This is a genomic window from Flavitalea antarctica, from assembly GCF_054461535.1.
Genome location: NZ_JBTLQG010000010.1, coordinates 112,837 through 139,245 on the forward strand (window position 1 = coordinate 112,837; position 26,409 = coordinate 139,245).

Sequence of the window (26,409 nt, forward strand, 5' to 3'; positions counted from 1 at the left end):
GGGCGACAGTGGTTAATTGATCACGTTAACTTTTGCGCCTTCCGACAGGTTAACCTGGCCGGATACGATTACCATCTCATTTTCCTTCAATCCTTCAAGCACTTCCACCCTGTCTCCGATAACTCGTCCTGCAACCACTGTTCTTAAAGCTGCGGTGCTATCGGGTGTCATTGTATAAACCTGGTTGGAACTTACACTACCTACAAATGCAGTCCTTGGAACCTGGATGACGGGCTTGGCGCCGGTGAAATTAAACACAGCAGTACCGTACATTCCGGCCTTGATCATATTGCCGGGAGTGGACTTAAGTGCAACCTCTATGGGGAAGTTGAGTGCCTCGTCAGCTTTTGCAGCTATGAAGCTCACATGGCCGGTAAATTCCTGGTCCGGGAAGGCACTTGCCCGCACATTGACCCTGTCACCTGTTTTCAGAGCCGCGACCTGGGCTTCGGTTATGCTTACGCGTAATACGATCTCTGATACATCGACCAATTCAAATAGTTTGGTACCTGGCGCCACTATAGCACCCGGCTCGATATACTTCTTATTGACCACGCCACTTATGGACGACCTAATGTTTGCATCGCTGATCCGGATCTTTGAAGTAGACAATCTTGCCTTTGCATTGTTCAACGCAAGAATAGCCTGGTCCAGCTGTTGCCGTGTAACACCGCCGGTAGCGAATGCATTTTCGTAACGCTGCTTATCTTTCAATGCATTCTGGTAATTTACTTCAGCACTGTTTACTTCAACCGACAAATCATCAGCTTCAATGATAGCGATAACTTGTCCCTTTTTAACAATGGATCCTTCATCAACCAGTATACGCGTAATACGACCAGAAGTTTTGGATGATAAATCAATTTGATTTTTCGCCTCGAAGTGACCGTTGGCAGACATACCCGTTGAAAGAGAATCTGCCGCAACTTTGTTCAACCTTACGGCAACACCGTCGTATCCTTGTGCTACTATCGCAGTTTTTGCTTCGTTCTTCTTTTTGTTATTGGTGAGTACGGCGGAAATCAGCATGAAAGTACCTGCGAGTACTACAACTGTTATTATAAGCCTTGTCACTGATCTTTTTGTCATTGTTTTGGGGTTATTAGTTTAATAAAGATTTTAGGTTGCCTTTTGATTTCAGGAGTTGTATCTCTGCTATCTTATAATCAAGCAAAGCGGTTGAATAATTATTCTGAGCCTGCCGGAGCGAAGATTCGGCATCAATCAGGTCGGTAAGCGTTGCGAGACCATTGTTATAGTTATTCTGCGTGTTTGCAAAAACCCCCTGGGCCAGCCTCGCGTTTGCGTCCTGGTTATTAAGAATGATGATGCTGCTGTTCAATTGCGACTTTGCATTTTCAAACTCAAGATCAAGGGACAGGCTTTTATTTGCAATGTCTTCATCCAGTTTCCTGATGCTTACATCCGCCTGCCTGATCCTTGCCTTTGTGGCGCCGCCTTTGAAAATCGGCACGCGCAGGGTAAGACCTATGTTGGCGTAGTCAAACCAGTTAACCCCCTGGCTGGCTCCTTTGCCTACAGGAAAATTATTCCCTAGTCCCTGGTAGGCATAGTTGCTGGTGAGCCCAAGTGTAGGATATCCTTCTGCCTTAGTCGCTTTTTTCTGATAGTTGAGAAGCTGAGACTGTTTTCTCAGCAACTGCATTTCCGTTCTGTCTTCCACCTGGAGAAACTCTGATTGTGAAATAATCTCCGGTTTGATGTTGCTTAGCGTAGCTTCCGGCACTTCGATCTTTGTCCGGATCGGCATACCCATCAGGAATTTAAGTTGGTTCTCGGCCTGCGTTATCCCATTTCTCAATTGTTGCCTTTGAGCTTCGATATTACTGAGGCCGACATCAACCCGGTCCAGGTCTATTTTCTTTGCAAGGCCATTTTCGTACTGGCCGCGCAATACATCCCTCACCCGCGAATTACTTTTATAGTTACTATCCAATACCTGTATTTTTTGCTTTTGAACCTGCAATTGGTAGTAGGTATTAGCGACCATCTCAATAATTTGCTCTTCCGTTAGCTGGGCGTTCAACTGGTAAAACTCTTCCGTCGTTTTTGCAGCTTTAAGACCCGTGAATAATGCCTGGTCAAACAAACTCTGGTTAAGTGACAGACCCGCTGATGAGTTCCATTTCTGTCCGAAAGCTACCAGTAATGGCTGTCCGGGCTGGCCCGCCAGTTCACCCGGCAGCGCTGTTAATTGCAGAATCGGGTTGTAAGTCAGCGAACCGTTGCCGTTTATCTGAGGCAATGCGCTGGCACGTACTTCATCTACCTGGTACTTGCTGTTCTCGACATCTAACTTCGCCTTGCGAACAGTTTGATTTGCTTTCAGGGCATATTGAATCGCGTCTTTCAGCTTCAGTTCGGCTAACTGGGCGTTGCTCCTGATGCTGAGTGCCAGCAAGCAAACCAGGGTAAGAAAGCGTGTGCCCGGGGCCAGGCTATACCGCCTGCTGCCTTTGTTCTTGTTTAAGTGGGAGAAAACCGGAAACCTGTTCATGTTCATGTATTATTTGTAATAGTTTGTAATCGACATTATTATTTAATACTTATGTTTAACATTTATGTCAAATTGATGTCAAAAAAATTGCCGGTGTTTCCGGCCCCTGTTAACAAGTCGATTGTTACTTGCTAAATAGCATCGTTAATATGATCTCCTTCCTGTCTTGTATAAGAAGTTTGTATTGTTTGTCTGAAACATTCAGTATTTTCTTATACATAGTGCTGAAGGTAACCGGGCCAGACATCAGGGCAATAAAATTGATGAAGAACTGTTGCGGTGACATCTGTTTTATATTTCCTTTTTCCATTTCCGATTCTATTTCCAGCATCAACAATTTTATCCGTGCTGCATGATTGCTTTTTGTAAACCCTTCTGCAGCCGCCTCCAGGTTTTCATGCATCCTGGTGATCATATAGGTTTCAATGTAGGGATATTCCAAAGCCTGTTCCATATAAACGTCTATCACATGGGATAACTTCGACCTCAGGTTGGTAGCTTTTGCCAGGAACGTTTCCATTCTTTTGTCCATTGCAGCCCGCGCATCCTTCAGTATCAATGAAAAAAGGATATCCCTTGACCTGAAGTAATAATTCACCAGGGTTCGGTTAACGCCTGCTGCGTCTGCGATTTCCTGTGTAGTAGCATTAAACTTTCCCTCGGCAAAAAACAATCGTTTCGCTGCGTCCTTGATCTGCTGCTCCGTTTTGCTATCCTTAACTGCCATGTTTGACAAAATTGTTAAACAAAGGTATCAAACAATTTGGAATGGCATATTTATTTTAGATTTTTTTATGGGTTTTTAACTAAATAAAAGCCAGGCAACCAGTAGTGTGACCAGGATATTGAATAACTGGGCGGTCAAAAATGCATAAAGTGGCTTCCTGGTTTGGTGTTTGAAAAGGTCCTTTATGTTGGTTTCCAGGCCTATGCTGACAAATGCGAGTACAAACCAGAATCCCTGTATAGCTTTCAGGCTGTCCTTTACGGCTGACACCTTTCCGGCACTCAGTATGAATGAAAATAAAAGCGAAGCCCCAATGAAACCAAGCACAAATTTCGGAAATCGCTCCCATATCACTCTCAATGTCGGCTTTTCCGCAGCCAGCCCGTTTACCGTTTTACGCGTATAGGTCCAGTATAACGAAATTGCGAATGCTGCAAGACCTAATAAAACGTTTTGAGAGAACTTTACGATAGTGCTGATCTTAAGGGCTGTTTCACCTACCAGCGAGCCGGACGCTACCACTGCACCGGTGGTGTCGATGCTGCCACCCAGCCAGGCACCGGTAACCATCTGTGACAGGCCAAGGGCGTTAGCAATCACCGGCATAAAGATCATCATAGGAATTGCGGTGATAAGGACAAGCGATATAACATAAGATAACTTCTTTGAGTCTCCCCGGATTGCTCCGGAAGTAGCGATAGCTGCAGAAACCCCACAGATCGACACGGCACTGGATAACATCATGGACATCTCATCGTCGACCTTTAGCTTTTTACAAACCCAGAACGCAAAATACCATACAGATAATACGACTACCAACGCCTGAACGAGGCCAAGTGAGCCGGCTTTTAAAACGTCAGAAAAGATGACTGACGTTCCCAGCAACACGAGGCCGATTTTCACAAACAATTCACCATTGAGGCTTTCCCTGAACCAGGCCGGTATCCTGACGAGATTTCCAATGACGAGCCCAAATAACAAGCTGAAGATAACAGCCTCGAGGTTAAAAGACTTTATAGATTTATTGCCAGCTACCACAAGTGCGACAATAGCCAGGAGGTATAAGACCGGAAGAATTACCAGGAAAGACCGGACGGGCTTACCCGTCAGAATTACGAGTACCATCGAGATGGATAGAACTAATAAAAACTGCCAGGCGATCAGTTTAATATTGCCCGTACTAAACACTTTTGAAAACAGGTCATCAGGGTTGCTCCAGTTATATTGTGGCACCGGGGCCTGAACTCCTGCCAGCGCGAGGAATATCACCAGGAATCCGGCTATTACAACCGCCCAGTCTTCGTGAATACCAAATCTCTTTTCTAATTGTACCATTATCAGTTTTTATCTTCTAAAATTTATTTCAGCTTTAAATCCTTCAATACTTTATTCGCGGCATGATAACCACACATACCGTGTACCCCGCCACCCGGCGGTGTTGATGCGGAACAAATGTAGATTCCGGCCGCAGATGTTTTATAGGGAGATATTCTTAAAGCGGGCCTGGTAAATAATTGTTTGATATTAAATTCACCGCCATTAATATCTCCACCGATGTAGTTTGGATTGTGTTCCTGCAGTTGAGCCGTATTGTAGGTGTGCCTGCCGAGGATAGTATCCCTGAATCCAGGCGCAAATCTTTCAACCTGCTTCTCAATAATAGTCGTCATGTCTTTGAGCGATCCGTTTGGAACATGGCAATAAGCCCAGGCCGTGTGTTTGCCTGCCGGGGCTCTTGTACTATCAAAAAGACTTTGCTGAGCGAGCAACACAAAAGGATTTTCAGATTCCTTCCCTGACCATGCGGACTGTTCGGAAGCAACTATTTCATTGTATGATCCACCAAGATGTAAGGTGCCTGCATCACGACATGCTGCATTTGTAAATGGTACCGGGGAACTCAATGCCCAATCAATTTTGAAGACGCCCATACCATATTTGTATCGGGACAATTGCCTGGTATATTGTTCGTTGAATTTATGACCCGCAATAGTCAATAGTTGTTTAGGAGAAACATCAAAAAGAATGGCCCTGGAAGAAGGTAATTGCTCCAGTGATTTTACATAGACATTCATTTCAATCTTTCCGCCGAGGCTTAAGAAATGTGCCGCAAGCGCATCAGCAAGAGATTGGGAACCCCCGGCCGGAATCGGCCAACCTTTAATATGAGCAGAGGCCAGCATCACAAGCCCGATGGCAGAGGTAGCAACCTGGTCCAGTGGGAGGATCGAGTGCGCGGCCATGCCGGCAAACAACGACCTGGCCTTTTCCGTCTTAAACCTTTTCGCAAGCAAAGTAGCTGGTTGAATCGCTTTTAATCCAAATGCTGCCATCCTTATAGGATGTCCCGGAAAATGAAAAGGTGCCAAAACATCATCTTCGATCTTTGGCCAGTCATTCACAATAGGTGCTACAAGACTTCTATACGCCGGTTTATCTACATCCAACAAGTCTGATGTTTCCTGCAATGAATGTTTGAGAACAGCAGCAGTTCCGTCATCCAGGGGGTGAGCAGCAGCTATGCCGGGATAGATAAATTTCAAACCAAATTGTTCTAGGGGCAAAGACCTGAAGAAAGGAGAGTTTGCTGCCATGGGATGAATTGCAGAACAAATATCATGTCGGAATCCCGGCAATGTTAACTCGGCTGTACGGAGTCCACCCCCAATAGTGTTCTTTGCCTCCAGTATAAGGACGGACAGTCCAGCCCGCTGTAATACAATTGCTGCAGCAAGACCATTAGGACCAGAGCCAACCACTATCGCATCATAATCGGTCTTTGACATATCGCTTATCTCCAGGTCTCAGGTTTGAATAAAACCGAGCCATCACTTTTTATACGCCATGAAGTAATGGGATTAAGATGATAACCACCCATATCTTTCCCGCGTGCATTTACAAGCTGTGTTAAAGTCGGTTGTACATAACCGGTATCATCGATTGCCCGGCTGGCTATTTCTGTTTCGCCACCGTTCCATTTGAATAAGTGCCTGAAACAGGTATGAGCTTTATCGAGCACGGGATCCTGTAGCCTGGCAGGCATCCAGGTTTTACCTGCATCGGTGGTTACTTCCACTGCATGGACCTTGCCCCGGCCGCTCCAGGCCAGGCCCCTGATCTCGATCCATCCCTTTTCAACATTATTCGGATAAGAGGGAAAGGTAATAATTGATCGTGCATCCATATCAAAACTAAACTGGCGCACTCTATCTCTGACTTGTTCAGTGTATTTAGCAGTTTCTTCCCTGGTCATAAATGGCTGATCAGATAATTCTATACGGCGGATCCATTTGACCTGCGTATTACCCTCCCATCCCGGCAGGAACAATCTTGCCGGGTAACCTTGCTCCGGACGGATTGCTTCACCATTCTGCGCATATGCGATCATAGCGTCATTCCAGCCTTTGCTCACCGGTATGCTGCGGGTCATAACCGCAGCATCAGAGCCTTCTGCAAGGAACCAGGTAGCACCGGATTTCACACCAACCTCCCTGAAAATGGTAGATAACATAACACCCGTCCACTCACTTTGACTGGTTAATCCGCAAATCTCCTGGGCCGTCATCTTTTCTTTGCCGGTACGGAAATTTCCAGAACATTCTATAAACGCGATCCTTGATACAGATGGAAATCTTTTCAACTCTGCCAGGGTAAATTTCAAAGGCTTATTAACCATACCGTGTACAACCAATTCATAACCGGCAGGATCGATGAATGGGACACCTGCATGATGCCTTTCAAAATGCAGATCAGAAGGTGTGATGATCCCATGAAAATCCTGCAACGGGGACCTTGAGGATCCATCCCTTGGTTTTTTTGAAAGTACTTCGAACCGGGATCTTGTGCCTACCAGGGAAGGAGGCTTTCCCGGAATCTTTGTTGGATCATTCTCAACCGGCACCTGGACAGGAACCGATTGCCCGGGGGATACTTTAAATAAAGCGATAGCCGTAGCAGCCGCACCGGCAGCTAAAAAAGCTCTTCGCTTTATTTGCTGACCTGTTTTGTCACCGGCCTGATCAAGACGATTTGTTTGATTCACACTCATGTTTCAATTCCACTTTTGATTTGATTTGCTTTTTTTCAAACCACTTACACCCGTAAGCACTTTATTTAATTTCGTGACCGCCTTTACGGTTATCATTAATAAAAAGTTTATGTGCCGGCATTTTAATTTTTGAAAGATTATCTGCTGTGAGGATTGTTGTTGAATCAATGATCTTGTTTGCAGAAAGAAGGTAAGTCGTAAGATGATACACTTCTGCATCAGTTAGCGAACCTGGCGAGTTTAATGGCATGGCCCTCCGGATATAATCAAACACAGTTGTGGCGTATGGCCAGTAGTTACCAATTGTTTTCTCTTTCGTTGTGTCGTCTTTCAGGCTCACCAGCCTATTGTCGGGGCCTTCCCTTCCACTATTGCCATGGCAGGCCGCACACTTAAGTAAATAAATTTTCCTGCCTTGCGATGCATGGCCTTTGCCAGCGGGTAACCCGCGCCCATCAGGCATTACATCGATGTCAATGCTATCTATGGCTGATTTACTGACAGGTGTGCCTATGCTGAAAGCTGCCGGCCATTTGGACGGATCATTTCCAGCCCATTTGATAACATCATTTTTTGACCATGCCGAAGTATCAATAGCGGGTATCGTAACCTGATCAACAAAGTTTTCGTTATCGGTTCCTGATTGGTGATTGACACAACTTCCAATGAACAGGCAGGTAACAATAATCAAAACAAAAACAGGGTACGGACTAAACTCCGGGAGCCTTGTTAATAATCTTCTCAATATTTTCCGGCTTTAAGACTGCTTTCACTCAGCTTGTAATCACGATGAATCCTGTCAAGTACGACATGTATAGAATCATTATTTTCGTCTATTCCGTCAAGTATGACCCTATTTCCATCAGTCGTCCTATAATTCAGGATCATTTTTTTTCGATGTTCATTTTTTGGTTTTTCCGCAAATTCTCTTTTCCTGCGTGTTGACATTGCACGCTCATCAATCTTATAAACTTCATCCCCTATGTTTTTCAGCGCTTCTTCGGGTATCCAGCTTATAGCTGCCTTGTTCTTTACAGCAGTCTCCGCGTTCTTCGCATGAGTTTCTGCGTTCTTTACAGCAGCCTCTGCGTTCTTTGCAGCAGCTTTTGGGTTCTTTGCATCAGCCTCCGCGTTCTGCGCAATGCCGGCATTCAAACCGGCGAGGTTCTTTTCCGTCCCGCCATCTCCGCCTGCACCAGCCGCCCTGTTGCGAACATCCGGAACGGGTTTAAATTTATCCTGCAGGTATAAGACCTTGTTTTTCTCATCAGCGTAGTAATGAAACACTCTTTGTCCGCCGCCCACACCCGATATTTCAAAAGTCCTGTTGATGTCGCGCTGGGGATCGCCGCCACCATTTGACAGGTCTAGTTGCGTGGGTTTGTTAACCCGGAAGGTTAAACTGGTCCAGTTCTCAAAAGTTGCTTCCTGCCAACGGATGGTATCCAGCGGTGAATATGGTATCAACTGGTTATTCAAACGGAATTCAGTCACGTTATAGTTACCACGCAGATTCCTTACCCCGGCAACGGAGGGTTGTTTGTATGGGTCATACCAGAAATTGATGAGCTGCAGCCAAAAAAACAGCCCAAGAAAAACAACAATGATCAGTGTTTTCAATCCTGCTCTGGTAATTTGTTGCCATCTTTTTTTGAATGAAGGATAGTAATGAACAGGGACAGTATAGCGTTCAAGAATAAACAGGTTATATATTTTCGGAAGGTCATTCACTAATAGAAACGCAGCCAGTAATACAAAATAGCTGCTGTAAACATGCACTCCGCCATCATAGGCGAAATTAACATAGACAATATCACCAAGTGCCCCAAATAACAATATCGCCCCAAGTGTAGTTGTCCGGCGGAATAACAATAAAGTACCTGCAGTAAGTTCCACGATGCCGGCAAATACCTGGTACCACGGTACAATACCTATCGAAAGCCAATAAATTTTTTGTGCTGTAAAATCACCAAAGTCGGTATTTAGTAAGCCCAGTGAGGGATACGGCATCTGCACCGGTAACACTTTTGTAAAGCCGAACCCTATAATTCCTATCCCCGCCCTGTATCTTACAATCACACGGAGCCAGTAATAAAGCTCACGATATTCCTTTCGTTCAGACTTCCGGACCTTCACGACAGCTGTCCACACCAGGCCGCCCAGCACAGCTACTACAAAAGTGATGATCCAGTTGGCGTAGCCCAGCAAAGGATTGCCGAAAATCGTATTGCCAAAAATATTGATCCCGGAACCGAAGCGCGCTATGTCATAGAGATCGCGATAATGCAGACTTGTCCAATCGATATTGGCAACAATCTTATACCACTCTGCACTGTTCGGGATACAAATCGCGACGAAAAAAATAAATGCCATCCGGAACAAAACCCTTTCATAATTTTTCCATTCAGCTCCGTTGATGGTTTCGACCTTAACTGTCTTCCGGAAAGGAGCGGATGCAGCCCTTGGTTGAGTTTGTTGGAGTAATGTTTCAGCTGGGGACATACTATTAAGTTGAGGTTTGAATTAAAGTTTGAAGCTTTTCCTGCGGCCACGGCGTGCGACTTCTTCCAACAGGTATTTCTGATCCTGTTTATGCAGCAAGGCATAAACAGGGATGTTATTCTCGTTTGCACCTGACAGTGAGACGATAGAATCGTTTATCTTTTGGTATGTCAGGATAATCTTCTCATCCCTGTAATGTGAATTACGGTTTTGTAGTGTCAGCGTATTTTTTGTTGAGTCAACAGTATAGCTATAATAATGTCTTCCACCAGTGCCTTGAAACTCGTAAGTACGATCTGCATCGATTCCTGATATTCTATCGACATTACCAGAATCAATGATCACCGGCCTGTTCGATCTTATACTGATCGTATTCCACTTTTCAAACACAAGATCCGACCATCTGACAGGATCTGATTTCGAGTACGGAAGTGTATCATTGTTAATTACGAACTCCTGTACGTTATAAATTCCCGTAAGCCCTGGTATGCCATCCTGGGCGGGATACTGGAATTGGTCGGTTTTATAGCCGGTCCCGGTTTTGAATCCATATAACACAACAAAAACAAGAATAAATAATGTTTTAAGACCGGGTCTTCCATATCGTTTCCAGCCGCTGAAAAATGGCGGATTATACAAATTTGGTGCTGTAGGTTTTTGAAGGATCAACAGGCTGTTTAACCTCTGAAGATCATACACCAGAATTGTTATCGCAAGGCTTACAAGGAAAAGGCTGTACACTGCTTCCCCACCCTCGTAGGCAAGGTTGGACATAAAAACATTGCCGGTAAATACAATGATGATGAAAGCAGATAATGATGCTGTCTTTCTGAAAAGTAAAAGTAATCCCAGAACGATTTCAACACCTCCGAGGAAGGATTGATAGGATGGAACTATACCAAGGCTAAGGCCGAACAATTTCCAGCGGGTAAAGTCTCCATAGTTTGTATTAAGATTGCTGATTGACGGCAACGGCGCCTGTAGTGGGTAAAACTTAATAAAGCCATAAGCTATGATCGCCATCGCCAGCCGGTATCGCAGGATCACGCGGAACCAATAGTATAGGTTGTTGTATTCCTTTGTCCGACCCTTGTCAGCAAAGGTCCAGATGCCTGCGGTTACCAACGCGAATATCAGGTAGTAGATCCAATCGGTGAAGGAAGGTGCATTTGAAAACCAGGCCGGGTAATAATGTGCCAGGTTAAAAATATCCCCGTAGTGCAGACCATCAAATTGTCCATGGTTTAGTTGTCGATAATACCCGGGGTCGATGGGAATAATCTGAATCAGAAAATAAACAAACACAGCACGGAACAAAAACAACAAGGTGCCGGGCCATTGACTCGTATCAGATTTTTGGAACGATAATGACATAAGCTTTCTTATTTAAAAGATTAAATATGGCGGGCGATATTCCATCACTTTTACTGCTAATCCTAGTAACCAGGATTTTGCGCCAGGTTATCATCAAGTATTCGTTGCTGGGCAGGTATCGGCATTAATAGCCTGTTATTGTCTGTGACATTAAGTACCGCGGCGGCACGGCCTGTTCTTACCAGATCAAACCAACGGTGAGGCTCGAAAGCAAATTCGAGACGACGTTCATTTTCTATGTCCAGCAACAAAGCGTCTTTGGTATCGGAGATGCTTGCAGTTAAGCCGGCCCGTTCACGAACAGCATTCAGATCGGCTCTTGCCAATAAAAGTTTATCCTGCCGGGCGCGGGCTTCAGCCCTGATAAGATATAGTTCGGCGGTCCTTATAACATATGAAGGAGCAGCATTTACCGTTCTGTAAAAATTACCGAACCAGCGGTTCTGGTTGTCTTTCGCAACGGTTACATTACGGTTCCCACCTTTCAGGGGATCGTTTATAAGACCAACGAATATGTCGTTCGGTGCCCACTGCCTTGTACCTCCGCTCGTTTGAGCCAGCCACGAGGAACCGTGGCCATTTGTTTCCGTGGTGCCGTTGTAAAAAATCTCAAAAACAGACTCAGCTGTTCCCCTCACAACCTGGTTTGTCTCTGTCGCAAAAAATGCGCGGAATGGTTTAACCAATGAATGGCTGGAAGCGTCCGTAATTAACCTGGTCGCGAATTCTTCAGCCTTTACCGGATCAGAACGATACAGGTAATACCTTGCCTTAAGCGCATACACCGTTTTTTTTGTAACTGTGAAACGACTTGTTCTTGCAGGTAACAAAGCTTCTGCCCGCTCGAGGTCCGATAGCACTTGTGCATATGTCTCATCAAGCGAAGATCTGCCTGTTCCGACATTGTCATTTGGATCCGATGTGGAAGTCAATATCAATGGTACGCCGCCCCATGCCCGTGCAAGATCAAAATATGCCAGGCCCCTTAAAAAGTATGCCTCCCCAAGGATCTTGTTTCTGATTGAATCAGTCAACAGTGCGTCCTCAACTAATGGCACTTTATCTAAAACCTGGTTAACCCTGTTAATCGTCCGGTAAATGGCAACCCAAGCTCCATTGACGGTAGGATTTTCAGACTTTACATTGTGGTTGATAAATTCCTGTATCTGTGATTGTGAACCGGTCCATTGAATGTTGTCTCCGGACAAATAACCAATCATCTGGTAATTGCTCCCATAATATCCCTCGCTGGCTACCGAGCTGTAAACTCCACGCAAGGCGGTTTCCGCTGAGGCCTTATCAAAAATCGTCTGTTGGTCGGAAACAGATTCCTGCGGTGTTACATCCAGGAATTTTTTGCAGGAAAGTGAGCCTGAGACAAGGACAAAGGCTATGATATAGTTAAATAGTTTCATTTTGTTAAGTATTGAAATTGTGTGGTGTTGAATAAAAATTCCGCCCTTATGTTTTAGAATGTGACTGTAAGTCCAACCTGCCCCGCTCTTGGCTGCGGTGGAGTTCCAAGATCTATACCCTGTTGATTGGGATCGCTGCTCGCACTTGATTCCGGATCAAGACCTGTATATTTTGTAAACAGCCAAAGGTTACTACCGGACACATACAACCGAAGAGACTGAATCCGGGCTGCCGCCAATGCTGATCCTGGAAAGGTATAACCGATGGTCAGTGCACGAAGTCTCACGAAGCCCCCGTCTTCCACGAACCTGCCGCTTCCATCCAGGTAATTGTTAACATTAACTCCATCGGTCCTGGGAACATCGGTTATATCACCCGGCTTCTGCCAGCGCGCAAGATTGCTCGCAAATATTACCCGGGCGGCATCCCGTGATCCACCACCTTCCCCAAAGAAGCGGTTATGATTATATGTCTTATTACCGTACTGGAATGAGAAGAAGATATTTGCATCAAAACCTTTATAACTTAAGGTATTTGTAAGTCCTCCAAATAATTTGGGCCAGATACTTCCAATTAGTTGCCTGTCTGCTTCCGTGGTCTTACCGTCTTTGTTTACATCTTCGTAAACCGCATTTCCGGTCTGCGGATCAACATATAACTGGTTGTAAACCCAAAATGAATAAAGAGGTGAGCCCTGTTTTTGTAATATGAGATTTCTGCTTCCATAAGGCAGTGGCGTTTCGAGTTTTTCAATATTATTCACGTTACGACCGAGGTTAAGATTTGTGGTCCAGGTAAAGATTTTATTTTTGATATTAGTGGAGTTGATACCAAGCTCGAAACCTTTGTTACTGATCTCCGCTGCATTACTCCAGTAGTTGCTGAAACCTGATGTACCTGCAAGGGCAAGTTGCAGTAACCCATCGGTAGTATATTTATCGTAATAGTTAGCATCAAAGGTCAACCTTCCCCCAAAAAATGAAAGATCCAGGCCTATGTTAAATTGTTTCGTCTTTTCCCATTTCAGACCAGGATTCGAAAGCTGTTGCGGCGCTGTACCGGGGCTCCCTTCATAAGGCGCATTACCGGTCCATAAGCCCAGCGCAGCAAAGTCACCAATACCGGTCTGATTCCCGGTTATGCCATAGCTCGCGCGAAGCTTAAGGTCATGAATGAATGTTACATCTTCCAGGAAAGATTCTTCCTTAATTCTCCAGGCCGCACCAACAGCAGGAAAATATCCCCATTTGTTGTCGGCTCCGAACCTTGACGATGCGTCCGCTCTTAAACTAAAATCAATAAGATATCTTTCTTTGAAATTGTAGTCAATCCTGCCAAAAAATGAAGCAAGTGTTGCCTTCGTCCAGTTTTCAGATCCGCTAACAGTCGAAGCGGAAATGATTTTCTTAAATGAATTGTTTGCAAAACCACGACCCTCGGCATAGGTCCGGCTAAGGACGTCACTTTGTAAAGTGTTTCCAACCAGCACACCAATTCTGTGCTCACCGAATTTCTTCCGGTATGTTAATGTCTGTTCATTTAGCCAGCTGGTAAACTGTCGGACACTCGAAGTTGCATATCCACCGGCAGCACCCGTTGTTGGCGGTGCACCAAGCAATAGATTAGTGTTCCAATACTCCGATTCATCATAGTTGTTATAATCTACACCAAAGCTTGACCGGAACTTCAGATCCGGAGTTAATGCCGCTTCCAGATAGATATTACCTATATAACGAAGGCTACCTGAGTTAACATCATAGTTATCTATAAGTAAAGTAAGGTTATCAAACCCGGCCCTGCCAACAAGTACTCCCTGGTCATTGTATGGCGAAAGGTTTGTTGGTGTATGCAATGCTGCCTGTAAAAGACCACCCTGCGGACCATCTCCGGCACGGCCCTGGTTCCGGTATGTCCTGGTAATTGTATTACTGGTCCCTATATGTACCCGTTCACTTATTTTCTGATCAAGATTTACTTTAAATCCTGCTCTTTCGAAATAAACAGGCTTGATGATAGCTTCCTGTTTACTGTAATTTCCACTGATATAATATTTGGTTGATTCAGTACCGCCGGAGAGCGAGAGATCATAACTTTGTAATTTGCCTGTTCTGAAAAGTTCATTCAGGCGATCGTATGTTTTTTGTTCCTCCGGCAGCCCACGACCACCCTGGGATACTGGTCTGAAGGGTCTGTTCGCTTCAGTTCTGTTTAATGAAGGGTTATCCTTCCCCGTATTGATCCACCACTCATTTGTCAACTCCGCATGTTGCTGACCGGTAGTAAGCTCCCAGAGCTCAGGAGCTTTTGCCGCACCGAGTAACACATTAAATACAACTTTCGCCCGTTGATTATAGTTACCCCTTTTTGTAGTTACAATAACAACTCCGTTGGCTCCGCGTGAACCGTATAATGCCGTTGCTTCAGCGTCTTTGAGAATTTCAATGCTTTCGATATCTGAAGGATTGATGTCAGCTATCGGAGACGTAGCTTTTCCCCCACTATTAATCGTTTGAAGGCTATTGCTGTTTATGAATACCCCGTCGATAACGTATAAAGGATCATTATCAGCATTTATGGAAGTTGCACCACGAACCCGAACGTTTACGCTTTCGCCAGGTATGCCGGTATTGCTGGAGATTTGCACCCCGGGCACTTTTCCCTGTAGCTGCGCATCAAAACTTCCTGCCACAATGTTCTTTGTTTCAGCAACATTAACTTTAGAGACAGAACCAATCAGGTTTTTACGGCTTTGGGTGCCGTATCCAACAACTACAACATCATTTAGTTGTGAAATGGATTCTTTCAATGTAACAGTAACAGGCCCTGCATCGGTTACAACATATGTCCGGGTCTGATAACCAACAAAGCTAACCTTGATGGTAATGGGAAATCTTTGCCCGGTCAAAAAACTAAAGCCACCTTTTTTGTCGGTTAAAACCTCATGAGTTGTTCCTTCGATATGTACTGTAGCGCCCTGTAAATTAGTCCTGGTCTTTTCTTCTATCACTATACCGGAGAAGCCAATGTTTTGCTGATGACTTTCCTGGTTAAAAGCAGTAAGCCAGGATAACAACATCACTATTCCGGCCGAAAATAATTTTTTCATTAGTTGGTTGGTTGATCTTAAGCAGTCAGTAAACTGCCATCGTTTTTAATAAGAAATGTTTAGGAAATGGCATAGCAGTGCCCGAAGCAGTCTCTGCTTCTGAAATCATCTTAATTTTTTCTTATTGATACCGAACCTGGATTAATGAACTCAACAACAACAACATGGGAGACAGCGGGATCTCCGGAGTGCCACAACCGGATCTGGCTGTGCAGAATAAACTGAATGATTAGCTGAAAGATAAATTGTAGCCATAGTTTGTCTGGTTATTAATGTCCACGGGAGGAGACATTGTTATGCATCTTTTCAAAGGGCGATTGAAAAAAATCGCCTCACTGAATAAATCATACACAAATATATGTGAATAGTCCACAATTCTAGTAGACTTATATAAAATATTTTTTCTTCCTTCGGGATCGTGATTTTTTTGGGATGAAATTGAGAGCCGGCAGGAACTGACTTATTACTTCAGTATTTTTTCTTTTTTTAGTTGTCCGATTAACGTGGAAGTGTAAGACTTACTGAATTTATCAAGAGAGGATGGATTGAAGATGGTTGACTGTACGGTCCACATCAGTTCTTCTGAAGCGGCATCGTAAAAATTAGTCTGCATATAGTAATTTTTCTCCTGGCTGAAATAGCTCGGCGTATGAACACTCGAATAAGTGTTGCTGTAGTAATTGGTGTATGAATAATAGGTGGTTAATGTGCCTTTGGTGGTGGCCGGGTTATAGTTTACTGCTTCTTCCTGCTTTAATAAGGCACTTGCCAAAACAGCATCACATCCGCTATTCTGTAGTGTCTGGAGAATTTCTTCCCTTGTTGGTTTTTTTGGATCACTGAGTGATGGCGGCATGGCCTCTATACTTTTGACCACTTTGTAACCTTTGTTAATGGCCGCGGTGGCAAGATCACTTTCCAGCTTTGCTCTTGCTTCTATGTCGGCAGTCATTACCACTATGAAGATGTTTCCGTATTTTTTGCCCTGCGCCTTCTCCTTGTTCACCCATACACCAGTAGGCTCTTTAGGCGTTGAACAGGCTCCGTAAACAATCAAACATGATAACAGCAGTAAACGGGCAATTCTTTTCATAGCTTGATTTTTAATTAAGCCACGACCAATATTGGGTTTGCCTGGCTTATATATTTATTTAAGACTTCAATGTAATTCACACTGGAATTTTACAGACAGTGTCGCGGAGATGACAGTCCTCTTTTTTAATACTGTATGCTGATGCTGTCCTGGACGAACTTACGAATAATATCTTGCACCGGTCATTGCCAAAATGCTCATGATTATGATTTTGTGCGCAATCAGGCAGTACATTGCCAGCCGGTTTATTAATGGTAAACCGGGAAAACTTCTCCTGATCAATCTTTTCCTTAAAACAACATTTCCTGCGGTGGTTTTGCGCCAGCCATCCTGATATAAACTGTTGCCTGGCCCCTGTGGTGAGTCTGGTGTTCAAATGCTTTCATTATGGCTGCCTCCTTGGTCATCTCAAAACGACCAAACAACTTGACCTGTTCAGATGCCTGTGCGGGTGTCATCTTTTTGATACTGTTGATTACAAAATCGTAACCGGCCATTACGAGCTTTGTTACATTGGCCTTGGACAGGTCGGTGGTCTTTTCTGATTCACCCGGTGCAACTGGCGGCTTCTCGCCACTCGCCGCTGCAGCAAATGCATAATTGGCATCGGTAAGATGGAGCATCTGTGCAGCAAAGCTCCTCATCTCGGGTTTGGGTTTAAGTGCATACCCGCTTTCCGGCATTGAATCCAGGTACTGTTTTGTAAACGTTTTTGCTCTTTCCCAGTCTTTGACAATACTCTCGGTTGAAATTTGTGAAAAGGAAGTTTGAAATACAAATAAGGAAAATAATAAGGCTACCAAACCATTGATCTTTTTCATGTGCTGTAATGTTTCTATTAATATAGGCATTTTTCGCCTCTCTGAGGTGCCCATTCACGAGAGGTAAATTTTTAGAACTGAAGTGATATACAAAAGAGGTGCAAATCGCTCCTGTCATCTTACCATCACCTATCTTTTTACCTGTTTGTCAGCTTCTCCCCCGCTTCGGAATACCTCGCCCCCCGGACTTCTATCCTGGATGCGGCCTCCTCAATCTGACGCAGATCCTCCGTTGTGAGTTTTACTTCAACTGCACCGAGGTTTTCTTCCAGGCGGTGAAGTTTTGTAGTTCCGGGAATGGGCACGATCCATGGCTTTTGGGCAAGTAACCAGGCTAGTGCCACCTGTGCAGCGGTTGCATTTTTATGCACGGCCATACTGTTCAGTAAGTCGACCATCGCGTGGTTGGCTTTCCTGTTTGCTGCCTGGAAACGAGGGACCGTATTACGGAAGTCCGTTTTGTCAAACTCAGTATTCTCATCGATTTTACCGGTTAGAAATCCCTTGCCAAGAGGGCTGAAGGGAACAAAACCAATACCCAGTTCCTCCAGTGTCGGAATGATTTCTTTTTCCGGGATTCTGTGCCATAACGAATATTCGCTTTGAAGCGCCGCCACGGGTTGAACCGCATGGGCCCGGCGGATTGTTTGCGCTCCCGCTTCTGAAAGGCCAAAGTGTTTTACTTTTCCTTCGCTGATCAGCTCCTTCACCGCACCAGCTACCTCTTCGATAGGTACATTGAGATCCACGCGATGCTGGTAAAGCAAGTCAATCCGATCAGTCTTCAATCTTTTCAAAGAAGCCTCCGTTACTTTTTTAATATGCCCGGGCCTGCTGTCCAGTTCACTCCACTTGCCATCTGCAGCGGCTTTCCAGCCGAACTTGGTTGCAATCACAACTTTGTCACGGAAGGGAGCTAGCGCTTCTCCCAATAACTCTTCATTTGTAAATGGCCCATATACTTCAGCGGTGTCGAAAAAAGTCACGCCCTTTTCAACGGCAGCGCGGATCAAGGCAATCATTTCTTTTTTATCATGAGCCGGGCCGTAGCCAAAGCTCATACCCATGCAACCCAGTCCTATTGCGGAAACTTCCAGGTTACCATTCCCGAGAATTCGTGTTTCCATTTGATGTGGTTTTAAGATTAGAAAAAGTTGGTCTGTTAATCATCCGTGCGGAACGGCGAACCAGGCAGGCCTTCCATATTGTATAAATTCGCGCCGTCAGGATTATCTGCCCAGGCATATCGGACATAAAGCGGATCCACAATAGTATCATTCCAGACAATTACTTTGTCACCCTCGATCTTTGCCTTTGCCCAGATAAATCTTTTATCCCGGCCGGCGATTGCAAACTGGCTGAGCTCTTCGCCGTCAATTGATTTTAATCCACTCCCCGTATGTGTAAAGTTAACAATGATCCTGTTTCCCTCAACAACGAAAGATTTATAGAGTGGGCCCGAAGGCACGATGTTTTGATCCTTATACACGAGATGCTGAGCGGCGAGGGCCAGTCTCACCCCAACATCTTTTTTATTACCGGGATGGATGTCGTTCCATTCACCAAGATCAATTGCGACTGCCATTGCAGTATTTGGAACAACCAATGTTTTCAATTGTGCATCGCGTAACACAGCCCAGTCGCTTTCAGATGGATGGTATTTAGCCTCCATGAAGTTTGGCAGTTGCACATAAAGGAATGGCAGATCACCCTGCTTCCATTTTTCCCGCCAGTTTTTTATCAACGCCGGTAATAACTGTTGGTATGCGGAAGCATTCTCAATATTGGTTTCACCCTGGTACCACAGAAATCCCCTGATCGTGTAATTGATCAAAGGTGCAATCATCGCATTATATAAAGCGGTCGGTTGGTTCTGGGCGGAAAGACCTTGCGTGGGCAGATTTCTTCCACGCTCAAATGCTTCTCCAACTTTGTACTGCCAGTCACCTTTCAGATCCAGGCGCTGATCACCGGCTTTCAGCTCATAAGGTTTGCCCGGAATAAAACCTCCTTTGCCGCTATTGTTAATGACCCGGATAACAACTAAGTTTTTACCGGGTTTTAATACACCCGGAGCAAGCGCATATCTTCTCTGGGGATATTGATAAGTAGTATTTGCAACAAGCTGTCCATTGATATATAAAAAATCGGCATCAACAATTCTTCCGAGATACATTTTTGCCGGTATCCCGGTCATGCCGGCTGGTACATCGATTTCCCTGCGATACCAAACCACACCATCCAGATCGCTGATGCCCTGGTCCTCCCAGAAGCCCGGTATGTTGATGGCGTGCCAGCCTTTAGGAATGTAGCTTGTATCAAACCAGCGTTTCGGACCTGCAAGCCCATTGTCGACCGATTTTGGGCGACTCGCATTTCGCTCAGCTGCCATCCTGTTCATTGTGTTAACATAACCTGTGTCTTTGTTTTTTTCAATCGTTGCAAGTATTGACGGGAAGTTTTTCAAACCATCTTCGCTTGTCCAGGCTTCTATGGGAGTACCACCAACGCTTGCGTTTATCAGGCCGATAGGTACCTTGTACTTATCATAAAGTGTCTTTGCAAAAAAATATGCAACGGCAGAAAACCGGAGTACATCGGCAGGGTTCGCAGATTTCCAATTACCGGATGGCAAATCCTCCGCAGGTTGCCTGAGATCCGTTTTTGTCGCGATTGCAAAGTGGCGTATCTGCGGATACCGGGCTTCTGCTATTTCTTTTTCATATCTCTCTTTGTGGAGCTCAAGCTGATGAACCATGTTTGACTGACCTGAACATATGTATACGTCACCAATAAGAATATCGTGCAGTTTAATGTGATTGCTTGCATCGATCTGCATGGTATAGGGACCGCCCGCCTTCATCGGCGGAAATGTTACAAGCCATCTCCCCGAATCGCCGGTTTTGGTGGAAGAAACCTTACCATTGAACTTCACCGTTATTCTCTCCCCGGGAGAAGCCTGGCCCCAGATGTTTATCCTGGCTTCCCGTTGCAACACCATGCTGTCCCGGATCAGCTGTGGCAGTTTTACCTGGGCACGAATCGTTTTGCAAATTGAAAGCGTGAGAAGAAAAAGAAGGAGGTAACCGGTCCTGAATTTGTTCATGGATTGTAAAATGTCTGAAACGGAATTTACAATTAAATTGAACATTCATCATCCTGTATAGTAGATGTGTGGCAAACCCATCAACTGCACTGATACCTTCCGGGTGGAGGATCGGGTACATTTTCATAATTTCGCCTGATGAAACGGTCCGGTGCTGCTGATCTCCCATTACATTATGGTTCTGTGCCCAGGTGGCTGGCTGAAAGAATGGCCAGGCTCGGACTGGCAATAACAGAATCTGTTATCACGGAATACGGTCACCACGAAATATTGCGGCGGTTATCTGACCCGTTTTGGTTCCAGAGTTTTGGGGCCGTGATGGGTATGGACTGGCACTCTTCCGGCATCACTACATCCGTTATGGGTGCATTAAAAAAAGCAATCAATCCGCATTCAAAATCATTGGGCATTTATGTTTGCGGCGGCAAGGGTAAGTTTTCAAAAGAGACGCCTGCAGAACTATTAAGCATTGCAGATAAAACGGGTTTGAATGGAGATGAGCTGGTACGAAGCAGCAAATTGAGTGCGAAGGTTGACAACACGGCCATCCAGGATGGGTTCCAGTTATATACCCATAATTTCATTTTATGTAAAACCGGCCAATGGACAGTCGTGCAACAGGGCATGCACACCGGCGATAAAACGGCCCGACGATATCATTGGCATTCCGATAACCTGGAATCGTTTGTTGAAGAGCCGCATACCGGTATTTGTGGGTTAAACCAGGGCGAGATCCTGAATCTTACTGATGTTCATGCAAAAAATACAAGAAAGGAAATATTAAACATAGCGCATGAGGAACCGCAACGAATCCTTAAAGACTTTACGCGGCTCATTATGCCCTCGCATCATGACGTGCAGGAGCAGGATGTCAATCTGAAAAGACTCGGCTCCGTATTATGGCTGGCACATGATCAACAGCCGGCAGACTTTGAGGAACTGCTGCTGTTAAAAGGTGTAGGGCCGCGTACCCTGCAGTCCCTTGCGCTTGTGAGCGAAGTGATACATGGCACCCCCTCCCGTTTTAAAGACCCGGCGCGCTTTTCGTTTGCGCATGGAGGTAAGGACGGACATCCTTTCCCGGTTCCGGTAAACGTATATGATGAAACAATAAATGTGTTGCAAAACGCCGTGGAAAAAGCCAGGATTGGTGTAACAGAAAAAAACGAAGCGATAAAAAAACTACATGAAATCGCTGTAAGGAACGAAGAAAATTTTACGCCAAATTCAGGCTTCGAAGCACTCATCCAAAAAGAAAGAGATGAATCCTGGAAACATGGAGGCAAAACAGTTTTTGGTGATGCGAAACCACCGAAGCCTCAAAGCAACCAGCTGAAGCTTTTTTGATTCCTTGTAGGTTACCTGCTAACCCTGTTATCGTCACGAAACTTCAGGTCAGAGAAGCTAAATGTGCTTCAGGCTCCTTAATTCCCTGGTAAAAATAATAGATCTTCTTATCCAAAGGAGCAATCGCATCCAATAGCGCCTGCGAAGGATTCCCATAAATCTCCGCATTGAAATCTGCGATCGCCATGAACCTGCCAAGGTAATCACCAATCACGGATATATGACTCAGCAGTGCGTCGGAATCCGCATACTTCTCCAGTACGATGCACTCCCTTAGTTCATCATTGAAGTACCAATCGTAGTGACGACGATTGGGACTCTTCAGCATCACTGTAGCAAGACATTCTTTTGCAATACTCCTGAATTCTTCAAATTTACCTTCGTGAATTTTCCAACGTGCTGAGATCTTTAACTGCTGCATAAATAAATATTTATTGAGTGAATGAAATAAAACGTGTGATCACAAACAGGAGAAAGTCTGCACAGGTAACAGATGAAAGTATTTGCTCAGTGGGGGCATATAGTCCCTTAGAAATTAGCTACAAACGAGGCCTTAATGGCCCAGGAGGATCAGATAGATTCAAAAGAGTTTATCAGAGCATCGCGTTTCAAACGATCAAGTTTTTTCTTGATCTTGCCAGCAATATAAAACAGGATAAAGGAAGGAATCAGGAAAAGGGCGGATCCGATGAAAATTCCAACAGCGTATGCGATGTCCTGTGAGAGTACGTCAGCAAAGTTTCCGACACAGACCATTAAAATAATAGCAATCCACAGCCATGCAACAAAAAGACAAATGATTCTGATCGCCTTCATTGGTTGATATCAGTAAAAATACAATCTTACCATATATCCGTCAAAGAAATATTAATCATCAGGAACTCCAGTCCGCCTTTGTAATTTTATATTCAAAATGAAGTTGCATGATACCGCCCGACTCAAAATCAATTTCGCGGGATTTTTTTGCTCCAAGTTTAAGGATCGCTTTCTGTGAGCGATAGTTGGTTGCACCGATATGAAACAACACGGTGTCAACAAACCGGAATGCATATTCCAGCATCAGCGATTTCAAAGCTTTATTATATTCCCCGCCCCAATAGGTCCTGGCGAGAAAGGTGTAGCCGACGGCTACTGTCGAGTTTTCAGGTTGAAGATCATAATACCGTGAGGTGCCGATCACGTCACCGGAGGCCTGGTCAATTACAAGAAACGCACTGCCTGAGGCAACAGCTCCCTCAAAAAATTCATGAAAAACTTCTTGCTTGTATCTATCCCTGGATGGATGCACTTCCCAGATCAGCGGGTCTGAAGCAACCTGGTAAAGACTTGCAAAATCATGCTTTTCTAATGGTTGTAACCTTATCAGATCGTTGTAGAGAGAAGCAACCCGGAAATCAAAATTTGCAAACATGATCAATGGAATTAAAACATGTAACTGGCTGTTCAGCCAATCGATTCATCTACCAGGTATAAAATAGATATATAGTTTTCCCTCGTTGCTTCGGACAACGCTATCTCACAGGTTTTGGTAGAAGAATAATACCCATCATACCTGGTCTGGGTTACTTCCTTTGCCTCGGCGTTAGTTGCGGAGGCGGTTAACTCGGGGAAAAGAAAACCGCGATCACCCGCCATTCCACAACAGCCCGCATGATCAGGCACAGTTACCTCTTTTGCGAAATACTTTGCCACTTTGATGAACTTATTTTCTGTTTTCATTTTCTTCAGGGAACAGACCGGATGCAATATGATGTTTTTATGTTTTTGTTTCGGCTCTACAAAAGGCATCACCATGTCGTGCAGGAACTCAACACTGTCCATGATAGTCAGTGCATCATATTTTACTCTCCGCTGCTCATCAAGCACCGGTCGGATCTGGTGTAATGTGTAGGCACATGAACTGACGTCAATCACAACAGGAAGTTTACCTTCGCTGCTCGATTGCCATAATTGATCAACAATTTTATTTGCAGTGAAGCGATAGGCATCATTGAATCCCTTAGAGGCAAAGATCTGGCTACAGCAACTACCATCCAGGTTCTTCAAAACCTGAACCTCAATAGATGCTTTATCGCAGATACTCATAAAAGCCTCCATCAGATTTTTTTCCTGCCCCCGGTAACTACCCATAATGCGTGAAATACAGGCGGGGAAATAGACAATGGCGCTGTCTGCCCGGCTTGTCTTAATAACATTTGACCCGGAACGGTAAACAGCCGCTGGTCGCTGCAGGTGATCCGACCAGAGCGGCATTGCGGGAACAAGCCGTTTAATGGCCCCGGTAAGTTTACTCATTGCCCGCGCACCAAAAAGATTGTTGACACTTATGCCAATGTTTAATCCTGCCCTTGTGAACCATTCAACGGTCCTGAAATTTTTTGCTACCCATAAGGCTGTCTTGTTTGCAGAAGCCGAATGAGATTCCCTGCGCAACCGCTTGATCAAATCACCTGTGTTGATATCAACGGGACAAGCCGTGGCACAAAGACCATCCACGGCACACGTGTCTTTACCATCGTATTGGTATTGGTCAAGGAGAAGTTTATGATTGATGCGATCGCCTGCAGTCTCCAGGTTCTTCAACACCCGGCGGATAACAATTCTTCGCCTGGGCGTGGTAGTCAGGTCTCGGCTTGGACAGACATGTTCGCAGAAACCACATTCAATACACCGATCAACTTCTTCTTCAACTGCAGGCAATTGTTTAAGGTTTTTGATGTGCGCATAGCTGTCACTATTGATTATCACACCAGGGTTCAAGAGGTTTTCCGGATCAATGACCTGTTTGAGCCGTTGCATGATATTGTAGGCATCACCACCCCATTCTGTTTCCACAAAGGGTGCCATGTTGCGGCCGGTGCCATGTTCAGCCTTTAGTGTACCACCGTATTTTTCTACCACCAGGTTCACCACCTGTTTCATGAAACGATCGTAACGGCTGATCTCCTCTGTTGAATTGAACGACTGGGTTACCACAAAATGAATGTTACCATCTTTCGCGTGGCCAAAAATGATCGCATTGAAATATTCATAGATGCGGAAAATCTCCTGCAGATCAAGTATAGCATCCCCCAGTTTTTCGACAGGAAATGCAATATCTTCCAGGACCACCGTAGTGCCGCTCGCTCTTACTGCGCCGACAGCAGGGAACAATCCCTTTCTGACTTTCCACAGGAAAGCCTGTTCTTCCGCGTCATTGGTGAAAACGGGTTCATTGATCAGCGAAAAATCTGTAGTGGATGCCAGGAATTGCCTGACCCGGTTTTCGAGCTCGCCCGGCGAGTTCTCCTGGAACTCTATTAATAATGCAGCAGCAGTTTCAGGAAGCGTTTTTATCAGCGCCGGCATCCCTGCGAGATGCTCAACGGCATGTAATGAAGCACGGTCCATCAGTTCGACCATCATGGCACCCGCATTTGTCAGTGGCACAATTGCCTGGCAGGCTGCATAAATATTCGGGAAGTACAGAAGCGCTGTTGACTTATAAGGATAGTCCGGAACAGTTTCTAAGACGGCTTCTGATATAAAGGCAAGTGTACCCTCCGCCCCTACAAGGAGATGTGCTAATATGTCTAATGGATGTTCAAAGTCTATAAATGCATTCATGGAATATCCAACCGTTGTTTTGGTTTGATATTTTGTCCTGATCTTTTGTTTGAGTACCTGGTCGGAAAGGATCTGGTTCCTGATATCTGCCAGTGTGTGAAAAATTTCGTGGCAGTCTTTTTCAAAGCGGAGATAATCGTCCTTTTGTTCCGTGGAAAAAATCTTCCCGTCTGGCAATACAAAGCGGATATACTTTGTGGTATGATATGAATTAAGCTTTACGCCACAACACATACCACTCGCGTTATTGGAGATAATACCACCCATCATCGCAGAATTGATGCTTGCAGGGTCAGGGCCGATTTTACGGTGGTGCTTTTTTAATCGCGCATTTACCATTCCCCCGGTAATGCCAGGCTGCACCCTTACCAGGTTCCCTGATTCCTCTACCCCGAGTTTGGTCCAGAACTGGCTCAGATCAACAAGTATCCCGTCAGTAATTGCCTGCCCGGAAAGACTTGTACCGCCTGTGCGAAAAACAAGGGGAATTTTATATTGGTGTGAAAATCTGAATAAAGCAACTACTTCTGATTCACCTACGGGTTGCACTACAGCTTTTGGAAGTAAATAATAAAACCCTGCGTCTGCGGCAAACGATACTAAATCTATGTAACGGTCCCTGATCCGGTTCGCGGGTATGATCTTTTTTAATTCTTCATTCATATAAATAGCCTTGTAACTTCGGGTTTTTCCCGGTCATCCGGAAGAATCGCCAAAGTAACAAAGTTTAGAATAATTCCGGGCG

General features: G+C 44.9%; 20 protein-coding genes. 1 reads left to right on the forward strand and 19 read right to left on the reverse strand.

Annotation, left to right across the window (positions count from 1 at the left end):
* Positions 1-12: 12 nt before the first annotated feature.
* The 15 genes from ACX0G7_RS12055 to ACX0G7_RS12125 all read right to left on the reverse strand — a co-directional run bounded on the left by ACX0G7_RS12055 (position 13) and on the right by ACX0G7_RS12125 (position 20,711).
* A complete protein-coding gene (locus ACX0G7_RS12055) occupies positions 13-1,089 on the reverse strand; it encodes an efflux RND transporter periplasmic adaptor subunit (protein WP_458923725.1) in 1,077 nt (358 codons plus the stop codon).
* 13 nt (positions 1,090-1,102) lie between these two features.
* Positions 1,103-2,518, reverse strand: coding sequence for a TolC family protein (locus tag ACX0G7_RS12060; RefSeq protein ID WP_458923726.1), 1,416 nt, complete (start codon positions 2,516-2,518; stop codon positions 1,103-1,105).
* A 124-nt stretch (positions 2,519-2,642) separates the two neighbouring features.
* Positions 2,643-3,245 carry a TetR/AcrR family transcriptional regulator gene (locus ACX0G7_RS12065; protein ID WP_458923727.1) on the reverse strand — a complete coding sequence of 201 codons (603 nt, stop codon included), beginning with the start codon at positions 3,243-3,245 and terminating at the stop codon, positions 2,643-2,645.
* 75 nt (positions 3,246-3,320) lie between these two features.
* Positions 3,321-4,580 (reverse strand): YeiH family protein, encoded by a 1,260-nt coding sequence (locus ACX0G7_RS12070; protein ID WP_458923728.1) that lies wholly within the window; start codon positions 4,578-4,580, stop codon positions 3,321-3,323.
* Between the two features lie 23 nt (positions 4,581-4,603).
* Positions 4,604-6,031, reverse strand: coding sequence for a phytoene desaturase family protein (locus ACX0G7_RS12075; RefSeq protein ID WP_458923729.1), 1,428 nt, complete (start codon positions 6,029-6,031; stop codon positions 4,604-4,606).
* Positions 6,032-6,036: 5 nt separating this feature from the next.
* A complete protein-coding gene (gene soxC / locus ACX0G7_RS12080; protein ID WP_458923730.1) occupies positions 6,037-7,293 on the reverse strand; it encodes a sulfite dehydrogenase in 1,257 nt (418 codons plus the stop codon).
* 61 nt (positions 7,294-7,354) lie between these two features.
* Positions 7,355-8,038: a c-type cytochrome gene (locus tag ACX0G7_RS12085; RefSeq protein WP_458923731.1), complete on the reverse strand. Its 684-nt coding sequence runs from the start codon at positions 8,036-8,038 to the stop codon at positions 7,355-7,357.
* On the reverse strand, positions 8,035-9,795 hold the full coding sequence (locus tag ACX0G7_RS12090) for a hypothetical protein (protein ID WP_458923732.1): 1,761 nt from the start codon (positions 9,793-9,795) through the stop codon (positions 8,035-8,037). The genes ACX0G7_RS12085 and ACX0G7_RS12090 overlap by 4 nt, the downstream gene beginning before the upstream one ends.
* Positions 9,796-9,816: 21 nt before the next feature.
* A complete protein-coding gene (locus tag ACX0G7_RS12095) occupies positions 9,817-11,169 on the reverse strand; it encodes a DoxX family protein (RefSeq protein WP_458923733.1) in 1,353 nt (450 codons plus the stop codon).
* A gap of 62 nt (positions 11,170-11,231) precedes the next feature.
* Entirely contained in the window at positions 11,232-12,584 is a 1,353-nt protein-coding gene (locus ACX0G7_RS12100) for a RagB/SusD family nutrient uptake outer membrane protein (protein WP_458923734.1), read from the reverse strand.
* Between the two features lie 53 nt (positions 12,585-12,637).
* The gene (locus ACX0G7_RS12105) at positions 12,638-15,691 is read right to left on the reverse strand and encodes a SusC/RagA family TonB-linked outer membrane protein (RefSeq protein WP_458923735.1); all 3,054 of its coding nucleotides are present in this window, start codon (positions 15,689-15,691) and stop codon (positions 12,638-12,640) included.
* 463 nt (positions 15,692-16,154) lie between these two features.
* Entirely contained in the window at positions 16,155-16,784 is a 630-nt protein-coding gene (locus tag ACX0G7_RS12110) for a hypothetical protein (RefSeq protein WP_458923736.1), read from the reverse strand.
* Positions 16,785-17,074: 290 nt separating this feature from the next.
* Positions 17,075-17,605, reverse strand: a complete 531-nt coding sequence (locus tag ACX0G7_RS12115) for a DinB family protein (RefSeq protein ID WP_458923737.1) — start codon at positions 17,603-17,605, stop codon at positions 17,075-17,077.
* 137 nt (positions 17,606-17,742) lie between these two features.
* A complete protein-coding gene (locus tag ACX0G7_RS12120) occupies positions 17,743-18,732 on the reverse strand; it encodes an aldo/keto reductase (protein ID WP_458923738.1) in 990 nt (329 codons plus the stop codon).
* Positions 18,733-18,767: 35 nt separating this feature from the next.
* On the reverse strand, positions 18,768-20,711 hold the full coding sequence (locus tag ACX0G7_RS12125; protein WP_458923739.1) for a sialate O-acetylesterase: 1,944 nt from the start codon (positions 20,709-20,711) through the stop codon (positions 18,768-18,770).
* 138 nt (positions 20,712-20,849) lie between these two features.
* Between ACX0G7_RS12125 and ACX0G7_RS12130 the strand changes: the two genes are divergently transcribed.
* Positions 20,850-22,058, forward strand: a complete 1,209-nt coding sequence (locus ACX0G7_RS12130) for a DUF763 domain-containing protein (RefSeq protein WP_458923740.1) — start codon at positions 20,850-20,852, stop codon at positions 22,056-22,058.
* Positions 22,059-22,101: 43 nt separating this feature from the next.
* On the opposite strand, the gene ACX0G7_RS12135 is transcribed toward ACX0G7_RS12130, so the two are convergent.
* The 4 genes from ACX0G7_RS12135 to ACX0G7_RS12150 form a co-directional block, all read right to left on the reverse strand.
* Positions 22,102-22,479, reverse strand: coding sequence for a putative quinol monooxygenase (locus ACX0G7_RS12135; protein WP_458923741.1), 378 nt, complete (start codon positions 22,477-22,479; stop codon positions 22,102-22,104).
* 149 nt (positions 22,480-22,628) lie between these two features.
* On the reverse strand, positions 22,629-22,874 hold the full coding sequence (locus ACX0G7_RS12140; RefSeq protein ID WP_458923742.1) for a hypothetical protein: 246 nt from the start codon (positions 22,872-22,874) through the stop codon (positions 22,629-22,631).
* A gap of 58 nt (positions 22,875-22,932) precedes the next feature.
* On the reverse strand, positions 22,933-23,469 hold the full coding sequence (locus ACX0G7_RS12145) for a GNAT family N-acetyltransferase (RefSeq protein ID WP_458923743.1): 537 nt from the start codon (positions 23,467-23,469) through the stop codon (positions 22,933-22,935).
* Between the two features lie 32 nt (positions 23,470-23,501).
* Positions 23,502-26,327 (reverse strand): FAD-binding and (Fe-S)-binding domain-containing protein, encoded by a 2,826-nt coding sequence (locus ACX0G7_RS12150; protein WP_458923744.1) that lies wholly within the window; start codon positions 26,325-26,327, stop codon positions 23,502-23,504.
* Between the last annotated feature and the right edge of the window lie 82 nt (positions 26,328-26,409).

Coding starts and splice junctions, on each gene's coding strand:
- ACX0G7_RS12150 (WP_458923744.1), bottom strand. CDS start 26,327: ATGAATGAAGAATTAAAAAAGATCATACCCGCGAACCGGATCAGGGAC.
- ACX0G7_RS12070 (WP_458923728.1), bottom strand. CDS start 4,580: ATGGTACAATTAGAAAAGAGATTTGGTATTCACGAAGACTGGGCGGTT.
- ACX0G7_RS12075 (WP_458923729.1), bottom strand. CDS start 6,031: ATGTCAAAGACCGATTATGATGCGATAGTGGTTGGCTCTGGTCCTAAT.
- ACX0G7_RS12065 (WP_458923727.1), bottom strand. CDS start 3,245: ATGGCAGTTAAGGATAGCAAAACGGAGCAGCAGATCAAGGACGCAGCG.
- ACX0G7_RS12055 (WP_458923725.1), bottom strand. CDS start 1,089: ATGACAAAAAGATCAGTGACAAGGCTTATAATAACAGTTGTAGTACTC.
- ACX0G7_RS12115 (WP_458923737.1), bottom strand. CDS start 17,605: ATGAAAAAGATCAATGGTTTGGTAGCCTTATTATTTTCCTTATTTGTA.
- soxC (WP_458923730.1), bottom strand. CDS start 7,293: ATGAGTGTGAATCAAACAAATCGTCTTGATCAGGCCGGTGACAAAACA.
- ACX0G7_RS12090 (WP_458923732.1), bottom strand. CDS start 9,795: ATGTCCCCAGCTGAAACATTACTCCAACAAACTCAACCAAGGGCTGCA.
- ACX0G7_RS12095 (WP_458923733.1), bottom strand. CDS start 11,169: ATGTCATTATCGTTCCAAAAATCTGATACGAGTCAATGGCCCGGCACC.
- ACX0G7_RS12125 (WP_458923739.1), bottom strand. CDS start 20,711: ATGAACAAATTCAGGACCGGTTACCTCCTTCTTTTTCTTCTCACGCTT.
- ACX0G7_RS12110 (WP_458923736.1), bottom strand. CDS start 16,784: ATGAAAAGAATTGCCCGTTTACTGCTGTTATCATGTTTGATTGTTTAC.
- ACX0G7_RS12130 (WP_458923740.1), top strand. CDS start 20,850: ATGAAACGGTCCGGTGCTGCTGATCTCCCATTACATTATGGTTCTGTG.
- ACX0G7_RS12105 (WP_458923735.1), bottom strand. CDS start 15,691: ATGAAAAAATTATTTTCGGCCGGAATAGTGATGTTGTTATCCTGGCTT.
- ACX0G7_RS12145 (WP_458923743.1), bottom strand. CDS start 23,469: ATGTTTGCAAATTTTGATTTCCGGGTTGCTTCTCTCTACAACGATCTG.
- ACX0G7_RS12100 (WP_458923734.1), bottom strand. CDS start 12,584: ATGAAACTATTTAACTATATCATAGCCTTTGTCCTTGTCTCAGGCTCA.
- ACX0G7_RS12140 (WP_458923742.1), bottom strand. CDS start 22,874: ATGAAGGCGATCAGAATCATTTGTCTTTTTGTTGCATGGCTGTGGATT.
- ACX0G7_RS12060 (WP_458923726.1), bottom strand. CDS start 2,518: ATGAACAGGTTTCCGGTTTTCTCCCACTTAAACAAGAACAAAGGCAGC.
- ACX0G7_RS12135 (WP_458923741.1), bottom strand. CDS start 22,479: ATGCAGCAGTTAAAGATCTCAGCACGTTGGAAAATTCACGAAGGTAAA.
- ACX0G7_RS12120 (WP_458923738.1), bottom strand. CDS start 18,732: ATGGAAACACGAATTCTCGGGAATGGTAACCTGGAAGTTTCCGCAATA.